Below are 13,378 nucleotides of genomic sequence, written 5' to 3' on the forward strand. Positions count from 1 at the left end.
TCTCCTATTGAATTTTATTGAATGTGTAATCAAGATTGTCTTTTATGAGGTCGTATGTTTTCTGAGTCATACCACCGTACGCAATCTGATGAAAACATGCTCGAACAGCATCTAAAAACGCTCTTAAGCTTACAGCGTTCTGGCCAACATAATAATCAAATGAATAGACATTTTTCCAGCGGTTGCCTAATCGTCCTAGATCGAACATGCCAGACAATTGTGGATAAAGGTATTGTCTATTTTTAAAAACAAAGCCATCTGATTGACCGCCACCGCCGTCCACGATAAATTCATCGGTGTATGCATAGATTTTATCAATAAGACCGCCATTTGCAGTTGACCGAGATTGGATTTGGAATCCCGTAAAATCTGCAGTACCAATCGACTCATCGTTAGCTCTCCGATTGGCTCCAATGGTTGTATAGGTCGCTCTGTTAGTGTAGGCAAATTTTAAAAATTGCGACTGACCGTTTGTCACACGTCGAATGGCGGATGTATCACTATTGAACTCTATAGATGGACTGCCATTATTAAACGTTAATTTACCCGTAGACAAATCCAAGGTAGTGCGGTCGTTAAACGCTTTTAAAACACCACTCGTTATCTGCGTAGCAGATAAGGTTACAGCTTGGATACTTGTTACAACAGCATCTTTTGCAAAGAAATCTTTCACAAGAAGCTTGTTCGCTGCTAATGCATCAAAAAACGCTTGGTCGACTTTTAATTTTGCGGCGGTAATACTGTTTGCGTCCAATCGTTCCGCGCTAATATAACCGCTAGTAATCTTCCCTGCGTCTAGGCTTGCGATTTTTGCGGATGTAATCACCCCATCTTGGATGTAAGTCGTTCCAGTTATCTGCACCAACTTACCGTCAATCTTAACCGAGCCATCCTTGTTTAGATTAAGCTGATTGAGCACTGTACCCGCGCTGGTCAGATTTTTCACCGCCCACGAATTGCCGAGCTGGTTAACCTGTGTAGCTGTACCGCTGATGGCATCCTTAACATCTGTCTGAAACAGACTATCAGCCATGACCATGCGGGCAACCTTGTCCTTGATACCAGTTTCTGTTGAGCCGATGATACGCTCGTAAAGCTGGGCTGTCTCTTTGACAGATTGGAAATCTACTTGGTTAGCCTTCTGAGATTGCAAGGTCGCAAATCGTCCGTCGACCGTGGTCTTATATTCAGCGATTTTGGTGTCTGTATAGATCTGTTGGTCTTCAGGAGCTGGTGACCAATCAGTCGCAACTGTACCATTTTCCAGTTGATAACCTGCTACACTAAAACCGCCCTCATCTGTGCTTAAGATGGCAAATCGAGGTTTTAATATACCTGACCGAGTAACTTTAAAAGTGATTGTAAACCGCTGAAAGTTGTTCCCGACATCTCGAATTAAAGTCGCACGAGGGACATTTGCAGTCGCAAACCATGTTTCATGCTCATCATACAGATAAAAATAAACGGTTCCTGCGTTTTCTTTCTTGATATAGGCGCTAAAGGTATAGGTGTCCCCTGATTGTACAGAAATATTGGCTATCGGTGAGGCTTTCATGCCACCGACCCAAGTCAGGATACCAGCACCTTTATAAAGTGACTCCTCTAATCGCCACGTACCTTGCTTCTCCCAGTGTGTACCAGAGAAAGTTGCAGTACCTGGAATCAGATTTCGTCCTCCAACCCGCAAACTCTCAAACCTCTGCGTCACACCTCTGGCATTTTCCTCGAAGGTTGACTTAGCCACATAATTGGCTGATATTACAGTCCGTTCAGCAGATAACTGTTTGGCGGTTTCGGTTCGACTGGCGGATAGATACTGTTCGGCTCGTGTACCTTCTTCATTTTTGTAGGTTTCTAGACTTTCCAGCCTTGTCTTGATTGCATCAGCCGTCTGCTGGGCGTAGGTCTTAGCATCTACTGCTTTACCATCTGCCAGTTGGATTTGACGGGATAGTTCTGTGCTAGATTCCTCGGCAGTGCGCTTGTAAGTTGCAATTTCTGAGCGTAGGTCTTCTTCGGCAGCGTGTGGTGTCGTAGCAATATTCCCATCTTCCAACTGCGGGTCACGGATATAGAGCACATCCCCGACCTCCCAGCGACCTGTATGATTATAGAAGATAAAGCTGTGCCAACGGTTAAATTGCACCTTACGACTGCTTGCATACCGCTTCCAACCTGTCGTCACGTCAATCAATTGGCTACTTGCATCTTCAAACGCTTCACAACCATACTTCAAACGAACGGACTTCGAACACTTGATATCCACCGCAAACGTCATCATCTTACCTTGCCAGTCGGCGCCTCTAAGGTCAAAGAAGTCAGCCCCCATACCGCCTGTGCCAGCACCTGTACAAGTCGCTTTCAGGTGATAGCCACTTTTTGCCATAGCATCCACCACTCGCTCAAACTTCCAGCCGGATACGTTGGTAAACAACCTGCCCAGATTAGCAAAACCAAAATCACGGATATAATTCCTCCCACCAACCTGCAAACTCTCAAACCGCTCCGTCACGCCGTCGATTCCACTCTGTAAGTCAGCGGTCTTGCGATTGATACTATCAATCTGCCCTGTCTGAGTATTGACAGTCTGTGTCAGAGCCTCGTATTGGGTCCTCGTTTGGTTCAAGGTGTCTTCTACCGTCTTGGTTCGACTGATAACACTAGTGATGTCTCCTGTGGCTTTAGACACGGTTTTAGAGAGTTCTGCGACTGTTGACCTCGTCCCATCTGCCAGAGTTTCAACTGTCGTCACACGATTGGTCAAATCCGTCTGAGCCTGCGCCTGTGCCAATAATGTCCTAGCCTGCGACGCAACATCGGTCCGAATTGTCCCCACCGACTGCTCCATCTGATTGACTTTTGTAGTTGACTGATTGACCAAATTTGTCAGCGCAACCCTGGTTTGCTCAATATTCGCTTGTGTACTTTCTGCAATGTTTTTTGCCACATTAGCCAAATCTGTTGAAGTGCCAGCTTTACGCAAACTCTCCTCGATTTGCCTATCCTGCTCTTGCTGATTGGTTTGAAATTGACTATCTAGCTCTTTGATGCGAGTAGATATTTCCCGCTTGATAGTATCCGCATAGGCTTCTGCTTCTGCTTTTGATTTTTCGATACCGTCGTTGATTTCCTCGACTCGCTTTTCAAATTCAGCGTCGAAATGGCGGTTTGCATTGTCAATTTCCTTCTGCAGTTTCTGTTCAAAGGATGCTGATAATGTATTTGTAGCTTTATCTACACTGCCAGCAACCATACTAGCCACTGTAGAGCCGAATGACTGCGACACCTTACCAAATCCGATTGACTTCAATCGCTTAGACATCGGTCCGAAATGGTAGCTAGTAATTTTCAAACGCAAATCCACATCGAATCGCTCGTGGAATACACTTACCGTGTCGAACAACTTAACAGACACGTCAGACTTACCTTTAACATCCAGATTGATAGAATTTTCTACCAAGTCGCAAAGGGTCGAGCTAAAATACCGTTGACCGTATGCTGTTAGAGTTGCTTCGTCCATAACATCCTGGTCGTTAACCTCGATATCTGCTTCATAGATTTGACGATATTGCCCAATCAACGGACTGTCCACTGTCACAGCAATAACACGGTCTGCCTCACCCTCGGACTGTCCTTGGATTGTCTTTTTGAGATGCAATCGTGTCTTTAAGTTGTTAATGTTCTCAGACTCTTCATAGCTACTGAGATTCTTTTTATACATAAATAGCGACTCATTCTCAATACCGCCATTTTTTAACAGTTTAACCTGGTACTTGTCACGCACCAAGTCGCCACCCCACTGTCCAACAATAGAGTGTTTATCCTTGGTTAAAGCATCCATAACCGAAACATTTGACTCGTTAAACGTATGACGATCCATGATGTCGCTGAAAAAAGTAAACGGACAGTTCCGCTTGATACTACCAGCTAAAGCGGTCATAACTGTCTGCCCTGGTACCCTATTAACCGATATAGTATTGATAGAGTAGTGATTCAAAAGTGTTGCGACCTGCTTAGCATAAACCTGAACATAGCCATTTACTTTCTTTACTTCAAAAATGAAAAACTCTTGCTCGCCGTGCAGATCATCAGCCAGCAGAAAGACTTCCCGTCTAAGCAGATTCCACTTATCATCAGTCAGCGGAAATTTAAAAGATAGTTGGTAGGAACTGTTGGCTTCCTGCACGATGTCATCATCGTAAGCAAGATTGAGCGGGATATTCCCGTCTTTAAGATAGATCAAACCTTATACCTCCAATTCCCCTTAATCGTTATTTTCGTAACTGTCCCACTTGTTGCGACACCGCTCCGACCGACAGGTATCTCGAAGAATGGGCCACGTTTGCGAATGGTGTTTTTCACAGCACCATTCTTGTCATAGATATTTTGTCGCTTATGCCGACAGTCGATGGTCGCACGAGTATCTAGTTCTAACTCCATCAATTGTTTACCAATAGTCAAGGTCACACGACCAGAACCCTCAAGAATAATGACTGGCTCCGAATAGACCGTTCCAGGATTCTGAATAGACCCAGATGAAGTCAAAACGACATCAGCTAGATTTTTGATATAACGGAACGGATGCATGGACACCGTAATTTCCACCTTCCAACGATGTGGCCCGAGTGGCATATAGCTACTAGACACCAAATCACAGTAGAAAAGGCTATCCCTCAGATAGCCAAATTCCACCGTATTATTTTCCGACTGAAAAACCTCAATCAAGCGCATAGCATCTGTCAAATGCCGTAGCGTGATGATAAATGTCCTGTTGTATCCCTCGTAGGCACCCTCACTGACATGTAATTGCCCGTTTGCACCATAGACTTCCACTAACTCAGCCCGCTCAACCGAAGTTTGTGCTTTGCCAAAGTCAAGGACATGGCAATCTGCCAAGGTCGAAGTATCTAAGCCGTTGACGATCATATAGTTCATTAAATCCCCTCCCTTGCCATAATCGCACCTTGATGCATATAGCTATTTTGAGCTAATTTTTCACCGTCCAAATAAACTGCCAACTCCTTATCCACCAAGGCAGACAGGAAGCGCTCAATATTTGCCAAACGAGCACTCAAGCTACTACCTCCATCACTTCCAGCCAAATCACCAGATGATGATAACAAATTTCGACGTACATCCACCGATGCACTTGAAGTCATATCATAAGCCAAGGACTGATTTTCAAAAGGCTTAGCAATTGCTCCAGCCATACCAGAAACGGTTCCCATCACATCCTTGAAACCAACTTGTAAGTTGGTATTTAAACCTTGCATGATAGCAAGACCAGCAGGTTTCAAGAGTACTCGGTCGTATGAGATAGGACCCTTGTTTTTCGCAATCCAATCAGCAATCCCTCCTACAAAACTTGTTACTTCTCCCCACATGGAGCGTAATCCGTTAACGAAACCGCTTAAAATTGCAGCACCAGCATCAAATAGGTCGATGTCCTCAACACCGCCTAGCAACTCAGCACCAATATCGAGTGCTACTTGACCAATATTCCCTAAAATGCTCAGAATTCCACTGATTAGAGTTGTTAAAATTTCCACACCAGCAGACAATATATCTGGTAATTTCGATAAAAGCATCGATAAAAACTCTCCCGCAAGCTCTAACGCTGTGGAAGTGAGTTGGGGTAATTCTTGAACTAATCCATTCACAATATTGACGACAAATTCAACACCCATCTGTAAAATATCTGGAAGATTTTGTGTCAAAAAATCTATAAACATTCCGACCAATTCAATCGCTGCACTACCGATTTCAGGCAAACGCTCAACAATGCCCTGCACCAAATTAACAAGAATTTCGGAACCTTTTTCCAACATTTGAGGCAACGAGCCTTGAATAACTTCCGTAAAAGACCTAAAAATTTCTTGCGCCGATAACAGCAAGTTTGGAATATTTAAGATAATTCCATCAATGAGATTTAAAAGCAAGTCAGAACCCGCTTGTAACATCGTAGGTAAAAAGTTCGCAAATGCAACAACAAGATCAAGAAAAATATAGCTAAATGTTGTCAACAGGTCTGGAATAGCACTGATAATCCCTTGTCCGAGATTAGAAAGTAATTCTACGCCTGTTTGCATAAGTGTTGGAAACTCTTCGATAAACCACTGACGAAAGTTCGCTGTCAGACCTGTAACCAACATTTCAAACTCTGGTAACCCTGTCTCAACTCCAATCACAAGACCAGACAACAGTGCCTTTCCTTGCTCCAAAATCAGAGGCATTGCCTCAGTGATAAACGTTCCAATCGCAGATGGCAAACCCTTGAATACATTCCCAACCATCGGAATAAAGTTTCCGAATAAAAAATTAGACGTTGTCGACGCTAAGGCTTGTAATTGTGGCGTGATATTCTCTCCCAAAGACAAACCTGCAAGTGTATTAGCCCAACTTGCCTTCATTGCAGCAAGCGAACCCGTGTAGGTATTCTCAGCCTCTGCAGCTGCTACACCTGTCAATCCCATGCTTTCTTGGACAAGGTGGATAGCCTCTACCACATCCGCATAGTTACTGATATCAAACTTGCGACCCATAGCAGACGGCAAGCCCTCAGCAGTCGTCAACAAACGTTCCATTTCAGCCTTTGTGCCACCAAAGCCGAGTTTAAGATTATCCAGCATGGCATAGTTGCCACGGGCTAAACTTTGATAGGTCTGTTGGATGACACCGATATCGGTACCCATTTTAGCCGCATTGTCCGTCATATCCATGATAGCCACGTTTGCCATGTTGATGGCCTTGGTCGAATCACCACCAAGAGCCTGTTTCAGGCTAGCCCCCATGGACACTGCTTGTTCAGCGTAGGTGTTCGCGGATATACCAGCTTTATACGCTTCCTTGGCAAAATTCTTAGCAGACTTTTGAGCGCCGTCATAGATAGTATCCAAACCACCAAAAGATTGTTGCAAATCAGCACCAGCTCCAAGAGCCGAACCGATAATTTTCCCAATCCCTGCAGCTGCAAGTGCTCCACTTAAAGCAGAGACGAGCGAGGCGCCAAGACTTGACCCGGCAGATCTACCTGCGCTATCAACTTCGCCACCCAATAATTTTGAAATCGACCCGCTAATGCCTTTTGCAGACGGAACTATCTGCACATAAGCAGAACCCAAATCAGTCGCCATGCTCCTCACCTCCAATCTCTATTTCTAGCGCACGCATAGCACGTTCAAACTCCTCACCAGATGAGAAGACCCTCTCTTCACGTTCCACTTTCGACCCTTCCAAGGCTTGAGCGACAGAGTTTGGACGATTCCGTCCAGCCTGTCCGTCCTTAGTTTTAGCCCAAAAGAGTAAGCGAACCGTATCATAGATACCTGCAAGTAGCAGAGTATCCAAGTCTTCCTTCTGACCAGATAAGACCTTCTTAATCCGTGATTTCTCGCTTAGCCCACAAGCGAAAACAGCTACCCGAGTTATAGGTAGCTGTCGATAATCATATATGCCATAAGTTTCAGCCAAATCACAGATAAGAGCATTCTCATCTACCGCAATCATTCTGGCGAGGATTGCGAGTTTTTTAAGTCTTTGACTTGTTCAAAGACATCCTTGATTTCAGCACCAAGAGCAAGAATAGGCACCAGTCCTTTTTCTGTACGGACATGCTCCTTGAGTTTCTTCGCTTCTTCACCGAGTAACAAATTGACAATCCGAATCATGGCACTGCTGTCTCCAGCTTCTTCAGCAGCGATTGCCTCAAAAAGCTCATAGTTTTCCAAACGGTCTTGGTCAATGCTAAGCACAAGACCTGTACTAGTTTTTACTTCAAACATTCAAACCTCCTTACGATGACGATGGCGAGCTTATTCCTGTTGACTCGCTAGCTCCCTTAATGTACTCATAGTGTGTATTGCCTTTGCTATCTGGCAGAGCTTGGATAGTGGTTTCATAACCAGCCAAGTCACTGTCGGCGTAGGTAATCTCCCCAACCTCCAGCACCTTAGCATTTGGGATGACAATCCGCTTCTTCGCACCATTTTTCAGCAGCATATCCACTACCAATGGATGCGTAGGCAATTCCTTAGAGTTGACCTCCACAGTAATCCCTGATGCAAGGTCGCCTTTCACATTTTCAGGACCATAGACCTCTTTTAAGACATCCACATTTAACACCTCAATGAGTGTGTAGGTAAATTTGTCTGATTTTCCTGTTTGAGGAGTATCAACCACATCACCGCCCCAGGCTTTCAGTTCTTCCGATTCACGAGTATCCTCGTTGGTCAACCCATCCTCTGAAATGTAGCCTAAGTTTTTAAAAGCTGTGTTTAGCTTAGTAGTCGCATTGGTCGGCAAGCTCGTTCCCGTTGGAGCTGAGGAAATCGCCCCAGCAATATCAGGTTTTGCCGATGACACAAGTTTTGCATCTGCCATTTAACAGTCTCCTTTTCAAAAATAAATAAAATCCACCACCGCCTGATAGCGATAGCGTTTGGTTTCCGTATCTGTAAAATTATAGTCCGAGTTCAACTCAACCCTGCTGATAGACGGCAATGCCACCATCTTCTCAACGGCTTGTTTGACCTCTTCATTCAAAAAGGCAGCCTCTTCCAAAGACTGCCCATAAGATTGTATCGCCAAAGTCGCTTGATTCAGATGGTTCTTCTTGCCACCGCTCGTCTTTTCAAAAATCACAAAACGCTCAGGCATTCCCTCCTGATGTTCCGTATAGACAGGCACAGAAAGATGCTCGGTTAAAAAGTTCAACGTGATGACTTCAATCATGACTTCACCGCCTTTAACAAGGTATTGTGCTTCTTGTTGTCCCGTTTAGCTTGAAAGCTATCCGCATAGACCATAGCGTTGGCACGAGTCTTACCGACATAGATATCCGATTCATATCCATCGCCTGCACGGTTTCGGATAGCATTTGCCTTGTCAGTCAAAACTGCCTGCATCTCAGGCGACTTTAACAAGTCACGGACACCTGCACGGTTCAACTTAAATTTCATGCTAGCCATATCGTTCCACCTGCACTTTCTTATTCCATTCAAGCGGGATCAGATGGTCAAGACCTTCCAGCGGTTCACCAACTGTTCGCCATCGCTGACCGAAAAAACGAACTTCCTTGTTCGTCCAGTTGTGAACATCGCCTTTAGGAATTGCAAGAGTATAGACAACTTTTTTACCAGTCAGATTGATTTGATTGGTGATATCCTCAGTTGATGCAGGAGCAATCAAGACATTCTCAACCACAATCTCCACATCTGCAGTCTTTGGATGACCAAACGAATCCTTGCCAATAACCTGTTTGTCAATCAAGACAATCGGTATACCTTTAATCCGTCCCATAAATATCCCTCGCTCCAAAACGTTGTTTCTTCAATCCTAATCGCTTCAGCTCGCTATCTTTGATAAAGAGCCCTCCGCCAGGAACCAAAAACGAACCAGACACCGAATAACCAAGAGCTGACTCGTTAAATTGAGTCATAGGTTCTTGGTCTGTTGATGTCATGAGAGTACGGGCGACCACATCTACCGTGACAGATTTGACAACAGAAGCAAAGACAGGATTGTCCGAAATCAACGCATCCAAATCCTTCCCGACTTTTTGAGCTTCATAACGAATAGAGTTTGACACAACTTCAAGCAGGGCTTCTGCCCGCTCCGTTTCGTCAAATTTCAACACCCGCCACAAAGTTTCCAAATCGGATATTGTCGCAAAAGGAGTCATAAGCTACTCCTCTTCATTCAGATTCTGGCTTTCTTGGTAAAGTTGCAACAACTCATCTTTATTCGCTTTCGGATTAAATTCAATCCCCAATTCGGTCAACATCGACTTCAATTCAGGCACTGTCGGAGTTTTTTGAACATCCTTCTCTTTAACTAGTTCCCAATCGCCTTTTAGTTCGCTATCTGTGACAACAACCGCACCTGTTTCTTTATGTTTATAAATAGCCATAGGGCACCTCCTAAGCTTGTTCGACACGAGCAAAGGCAGTTTCATCAAGGATACCCCAACCGATAAACGCCTCTGTACGTAGCAAAATCTCATTGTAAGCTTTCAAATCACGACCTGAGCCATCTGGATCACCATACTCAATGATTTCCATCGGGATATTTTCAGCATACCCCCACTTAAATTTATTTTTAAAGTCGCCCACAATGGCATGGTCAGTCTTGGCAGTACCGACAGTCACGGTTAGCGTCTTGTTGATGTCAAGGTCCATGTTGAAGAAGTTATTTGGTCGCTGACCAAATCGGAATTCTGGGTACATAATACCATCAAATTTATCCTTGATTTTAGACATAGCCTGACCTGCAACTGGTGACATGGCAATACCGGTCACTTCGTTTCCGTTAATAACAATAGTTTGAACAGCTGCATCAATGTTGTCATCGATTTTATCTGCACTATAGGTAATAACATTTCCTGTAACTACACCATCAAAAGAATTAGTCGCTTTAAACGATGCATCTGTTAAAGATTTTGGTTCAAGACCATGTAATGCAGCGATGTCAAAAGCCTCTGCCATCTTTTTGGCGAATCCATCGGCATAGTGTTTCAAAAAGTCCAACTGCTTCTCTTCTGATGCGTATTTAAATTCATCAGTCAAACGGGCTTGATAGACAAACTTAAGTGGTTTGATTACTTTTGATGTGACCGTAGCTGAACCAGCTCCCTTTAACTCCCCTTCCCCAACAATCTGTGCATTACCATCCAGATTAAAGATGAATTGCTCGGTACCATTGAATGGAATTGGAGTTTGAGTCGATAGTTTAGCAAGAGTCGAATGACCTTGAACCTTCGACATAATTTCTTTTACTAATTCTGATTTAAAAAGTGTTCCAGCTTTCATAGATGTTGGCATAAATTATTCTCCTTTATTTAGATCTTTTATAACGTCTCGCCATGCGGCGTCTTCGCCTTTTACTTCTGGCTCAATACTTTTAAGTGGTGGAATTGGAGTTTGTGGTTTCATGAGACTTGCAAAGCGTTCAGCATCAGCCGTAAGGCTTGCTTCATCTTCGCCCTGCAAACGATCAGCAAATTCAATAGGCAAGCCATATTTAAGAGCAATAGCCGTCTTCGTTTTCGCAGTTTCATAACCTGTAATAATTGACTTATACTCCTCGATTTGGCTTTCAAAATCAGCTGCAGTCTGATTTGATTTTGCGACCGTTTCTTTGAGCCCAGCGTTCTCCGCTTCCAACGTTGAAACACGGGATTTCAGTTCGTCATAGTCAGCATATTGCTCTTTCAGACGATTTAAACGAGCCTTGATAATCGTATCTAGCTCTTCCTGTGTTTCGATTGCTTTAAATTCAGACATATCAATGTCTCCTTTCTCCTGCTTTCCCGGCAGTTCGGTAATATTTTTTGCATTAAAAAAGTCAGGTCGCCCCTGTCCACTTAATACCTAATCTGTTGCTTTTTCTTAGGCTTGGTTGTAGCACAAGCCCAATGTGCCAGCAAAGCACTGTCCATTAAACTAATATCCATATCGTCAAAATGCGAGCGATAGCCAAAACCACCATTTGAGCCAATGTTCCGCTTGTCACAGTTGGTCACAACCTTTGCCAACGACGGTTGCCCGTTATGACAAATCGTGTGCTGGTAAATTCCCTGCTCCCACATAGAGTTAGCAATGATGATTTCCTTGACGGTTGGCAAGATGACATTACGGATTTTAGAGTCTTTCAATTCCTCTTCTAACATCTTCTGCCCACTAGCTCCGTCAATGACAATCTGAGCCACATCTGCCTGCTTCAAAAAGGCTACCAGCCAGGCACTACCATTCCGCACAGATTGACAGTCGATAGTTTCCACAAAAAATTGACTGTCTTCTGTCCGAACAGCAATAGACAAGGCTACGTTGGTGCCGTCCTGCCCAAACTTGATGCCAGCAAATAGCTTGCCAGTCAGCTTCGGCATATCGTCAATCTTGAGTGCGTTCCACTCAGTCTCAGATATAGCTGATTTCTGGTTGTAAGTCGGCCAGAAACCCAAACGCTGTACATTATGGTCTAACTTGTCTTCGCCAAGCTCAGCCTCAATCTTCCTCTCGTTGAGATGATAGCCCATGGACGGATTAGAGTTGTACCATGCTGCTACATCGTCAATCTCTTTCTCTTGGTCCACAGACCATTCAGCCCAACCCGAATACTTACCCTTGCCAAACAGACAGGTCTCACGGTATTTGGTAAATACCGTACCGCTTGAAACGGGTGTCGGAGGAGTTCCACACATGATTGTCATCGGATTGTCCGAGTCTGTAACAGTGTACTTTAGAGCTGATTCCTGCTCTGTCGTGTACTCCTGCGCCTCGTCAATGATGAGTAGGTCAAATCCCTCACCAAGACCACCATTGGATGTTCTGGTACGAAACTGGACCACACCACCAGTCTCATAGAGTTCGATTCGCTCCTGCCCCTTGGCTCGAATGGAATTAAAATCCTCACCGTCCACATAGCCCATCTTTTCCAGATAACGCTTGACCTTCTCAAAGGACGAATGCGATGTAGAAATGCGATGGGCTGTGTGTAGGATATTCAGCCCATTGTGCAAGCCCCAAATCTCCAGCATATAGAGGATTTCAGACTTACCATTCCGACGTGGGATTGAGTAACCAAACTTTTGATGTACCCACAGGCCATTCTTGTCGACAGCCATGATTGGATTGAGCAAATTGACCTGCCAAGCGTAGCAAGACAGACCTGTTCGCTCATAGAGTTCTATCGCTTCTTTGGCTTTAGAATTTCGTTTAACGTATTTGAGTATTACCGATTGAGTAGGATTTTGATTGCCAAGTTTCTTTCTTGCCATATTTTCGTCCTTTCAATCGTCTGCCTAGTTTTCTGTCATACGGCAGGACAAAAAGAAACCGCCTCGAATTCGACACGGTTCCTATTGCATTTCTTCCAACAAAATAGCTTTACCAACTTCCAACATTCCTAATGCTTCCAGACTACTGTTTCTGCTGTAAGAGACGTTAATCTGATTATCTTTATTCAGGCTAACGATAACGATTGATTCAATATTGGCAACAGTGTCTAATTCAGCCTTGAGGATGCCACGGCAGCCGACACCTCGTTCTTTGTTCTTTGCTAATTCATCAATAGTAACTACTTCGGCCATCACTTCCTCCGTTTATACCATGGTTTCTTAAGCTGTTTGACTTCACGCTCTAACGTTTCAATCCGTTTTTCGTACTCTTCAAACTTACGATTGATGGTCTGGATGTTTGTAGATTCAATGCCTTTCAGATTATCCAAACGATTTTCCAAACTATCAAGTCTAGCAACATGTCTATTCAATCTAAACATAATCCATTCCATACAATCCCATAATTCTTTGAATGGTTTGTATTTCTTTTTGATACGCTTGTTCATAGCATCCTCCTTTCCAGAAATTATAATCTTTTAGTGACCT

The 13,378-nt window shown here is 44.0% G+C and carries 16 protein-coding genes; all 16 read right to left on the reverse strand.

The annotated features are described in order from the left end of the window. Positions 1–4: 4 nt before the first annotated feature. The 16 genes from F9856_RS01165 to F9856_RS01240 all read right to left on the reverse strand — a co-directional run bounded on the left by F9856_RS01165 (position 5) and on the right by F9856_RS01240 (position 13,338). Positions 5–4,243, reverse strand: coding sequence for a phage tail spike protein (locus tag F9856_RS01165; RefSeq protein WP_202105457.1), 4,239 nt, complete (start codon positions 4,241–4,243; stop codon positions 5–7). Continuing rightward, the gene (locus F9856_RS01170) at positions 4,240–4,935 is read right to left on the reverse strand and encodes a phage tail protein (protein ID WP_202105458.1); all 696 of its coding nucleotides are present in this window, start codon (positions 4,933–4,935) and stop codon (positions 4,240–4,242) included. Before F9856_RS01170 ends, F9856_RS01165 begins: the two co-directional genes overlap by 4 nt. Beyond that, positions 4,935–7,133 (reverse strand): phage tail protein, encoded by a 2,199-nt coding sequence (locus tag F9856_RS01175; protein ID WP_202105459.1) that lies wholly within the window; start codon positions 7,131–7,133, stop codon positions 4,935–4,937. The genes F9856_RS01170 and F9856_RS01175 overlap by 1 nt, the downstream gene beginning before the upstream one ends. Further along, complete coding sequence (locus F9856_RS01180; protein ID WP_024419284.1) at positions 7,123–7,506, reverse strand: DUF5361 domain-containing protein; 384 nt, start codon at positions 7,504–7,506, stop codon at positions 7,123–7,125. Before F9856_RS01180 ends, F9856_RS01175 begins: the two co-directional genes overlap by 11 nt. After that, positions 7,503–7,781 (reverse strand): hypothetical protein, encoded by a 279-nt coding sequence (locus F9856_RS01185; RefSeq protein ID WP_024419285.1) that lies wholly within the window; start codon positions 7,779–7,781, stop codon positions 7,503–7,505. The genes F9856_RS01180 and F9856_RS01185 overlap by 4 nt, the downstream gene beginning before the upstream one ends. Before the next feature lie 10 nt (positions 7,782–7,791). Then, entirely contained in the window at positions 7,792–8,379 is a 588-nt protein-coding gene (locus F9856_RS01190) for a phage tail protein (protein WP_202105460.1), read from the reverse strand. A 15-nt stretch (positions 8,380–8,394) separates the two neighbouring features. Beyond that, positions 8,395–8,730: a hypothetical protein gene (locus tag F9856_RS01195; protein WP_202105461.1), complete on the reverse strand. Its 336-nt coding sequence runs from the start codon at positions 8,728–8,730 to the stop codon at positions 8,395–8,397. After that, complete coding sequence (locus tag F9856_RS01200) at positions 8,727–8,966, reverse strand: hypothetical protein (protein ID WP_061842805.1); 240 nt, start codon at positions 8,964–8,966, stop codon at positions 8,727–8,729. The genes F9856_RS01195 and F9856_RS01200 overlap by 4 nt, the downstream gene beginning before the upstream one ends. Continuing rightward, positions 8,959–9,297 (reverse strand): hypothetical protein, encoded by a 339-nt coding sequence (locus F9856_RS01205; RefSeq protein WP_202105462.1) that lies wholly within the window; start codon positions 9,295–9,297, stop codon positions 8,959–8,961. The genes F9856_RS01200 and F9856_RS01205 overlap by 8 nt, the downstream gene beginning before the upstream one ends. Then, positions 9,284–9,679, reverse strand: coding sequence for a phage Gp19/Gp15/Gp42 family protein (locus F9856_RS01210; RefSeq protein ID WP_202105463.1), 396 nt, complete (start codon positions 9,677–9,679; stop codon positions 9,284–9,286). Before F9856_RS01210 ends, F9856_RS01205 begins: the two co-directional genes overlap by 14 nt. Before the next feature lie 3 nt (positions 9,680–9,682). Then, positions 9,683–9,907 carry a hypothetical protein gene (locus tag F9856_RS01215; RefSeq protein WP_024376862.1) on the reverse strand — a complete coding sequence of 75 codons (225 nt, stop codon included), beginning with the start codon at positions 9,905–9,907 and terminating at the stop codon, positions 9,683–9,685. Between the two features lie 10 nt (positions 9,908–9,917). After that, complete coding sequence (locus tag F9856_RS01220) at positions 9,918–10,817, reverse strand: phage major capsid protein (protein ID WP_202105464.1); 900 nt, start codon at positions 10,815–10,817, stop codon at positions 9,918–9,920. Between the two features lie 3 nt (positions 10,818–10,820). Then, positions 10,821–11,279 carry a capsid assembly scaffolding protein Gp46 family protein gene (locus F9856_RS01225; protein WP_202105465.1) on the reverse strand — a complete coding sequence of 153 codons (459 nt, stop codon included), beginning with the start codon at positions 11,277–11,279 and terminating at the stop codon, positions 10,821–10,823. An 80-nt stretch (positions 11,280–11,359) separates the two neighbouring features. Next, complete coding sequence (locus F9856_RS01230; RefSeq protein ID WP_202105466.1) at positions 11,360–12,772, reverse strand: terminase large subunit; 1,413 nt, start codon at positions 12,770–12,772, stop codon at positions 11,360–11,362. Positions 12,773–12,853: 81 nt separating this feature from the next. Further along, positions 12,854–13,084, reverse strand: coding sequence for a hypothetical protein (locus F9856_RS01235; protein WP_172063527.1), 231 nt, complete (start codon positions 13,082–13,084; stop codon positions 12,854–12,856). Continuing rightward, complete coding sequence (locus F9856_RS01240; RefSeq protein WP_044777298.1) at positions 13,084–13,338, reverse strand: hypothetical protein; 255 nt, start codon at positions 13,336–13,338, stop codon at positions 13,084–13,086. Before F9856_RS01240 ends, F9856_RS01235 begins: the two co-directional genes overlap by 1 nt. Positions 13,339–13,378 lie beyond the last annotated feature (40 nt).

The sequence above is a fragment of the Streptococcus suis genome, assembly GCF_016743335.1.
Classification (GTDB): domain Bacteria; phylum Bacillota; class Bacilli; order Lactobacillales; family Streptococcaceae; genus Streptococcus; species Streptococcus suis_Y.

What these genes read in the sequence shown, in the direction of transcription:
- F9856_RS01170 (WP_202105458.1), bottom strand. Translation starts at nt 4,935, where the DNA reads ATGAACTATATGATCGTCAACGGCTTAGATACTTCGACCTTGGCAGAT.
- F9856_RS01175 (WP_202105459.1), bottom strand. Translation starts at nt 7,133, where the DNA reads ATGGCGACTGATTTGGGTTCTGCTTATGTGCAGATAGTTCCGTCTGCA.
- F9856_RS01180 (WP_024419284.1), bottom strand. Translation starts at nt 7,506, where the DNA reads ATGATTGCGGTAGATGAGAATGCTCTTATCTGTGATTTGGCTGAAACT.
- F9856_RS01185 (WP_024419285.1), bottom strand. Translation starts at nt 7,781, where the DNA reads ATGTTTGAAGTAAAAACTAGTACAGGTCTTGTGCTTAGCATTGACCAA.
- F9856_RS01190 (WP_202105460.1), bottom strand. Translation starts at nt 8,379, where the DNA reads ATGGCAGATGCAAAACTTGTGTCATCGGCAAAACCTGATATTGCTGGG.
- F9856_RS01195 (WP_202105461.1), bottom strand. Translation starts at nt 8,730, where the DNA reads ATGATTGAAGTCATCACGTTGAACTTTTTAACCGAGCATCTTTCTGTG.
- F9856_RS01200 (WP_061842805.1), bottom strand. Translation starts at nt 8,966, where the DNA reads ATGGCTAGCATGAAATTTAAGTTGAACCGTGCAGGTGTCCGTGACTTG.
- F9856_RS01205 (WP_202105462.1), bottom strand. Translation starts at nt 9,297, where the DNA reads ATGGGACGGATTAAAGGTATACCGATTGTCTTGATTGACAAACAGGTT.
- F9856_RS01210 (WP_202105463.1), bottom strand. Translation starts at nt 9,679, where the DNA reads ATGACTCCTTTTGCGACAATATCCGATTTGGAAACTTTGTGGCGGGTG.
- F9856_RS01215 (WP_024376862.1), bottom strand. Translation starts at nt 9,907, where the DNA reads ATGGCTATTTATAAACATAAAGAAACAGGTGCGGTTGTTGTCACAGAT.
- F9856_RS01220 (WP_202105464.1), bottom strand. Translation starts at nt 10,817, where the DNA reads ATGCCAACATCTATGAAAGCTGGAACACTTTTTAAATCAGAATTAGTA.
- F9856_RS01225 (WP_202105465.1), bottom strand. Translation starts at nt 11,279, where the DNA reads ATGTCTGAATTTAAAGCAATCGAAACACAGGAAGAGCTAGATACGATT.
- F9856_RS01230 (WP_202105466.1), bottom strand. Translation starts at nt 12,772, where the DNA reads ATGGCAAGAAAGAAACTTGGCAATCAAAATCCTACTCAATCGGTAATA.
- F9856_RS01235 (WP_172063527.1), bottom strand. Translation starts at nt 13,084, where the DNA reads ATGGCCGAAGTAGTTACTATTGATGAATTAGCAAAGAACAAAGAACGA.
- F9856_RS01240 (WP_044777298.1), bottom strand. Translation starts at nt 13,338, where the DNA reads ATGAACAAGCGTATCAAAAAGAAATACAAACCATTCAAAGAATTATGG.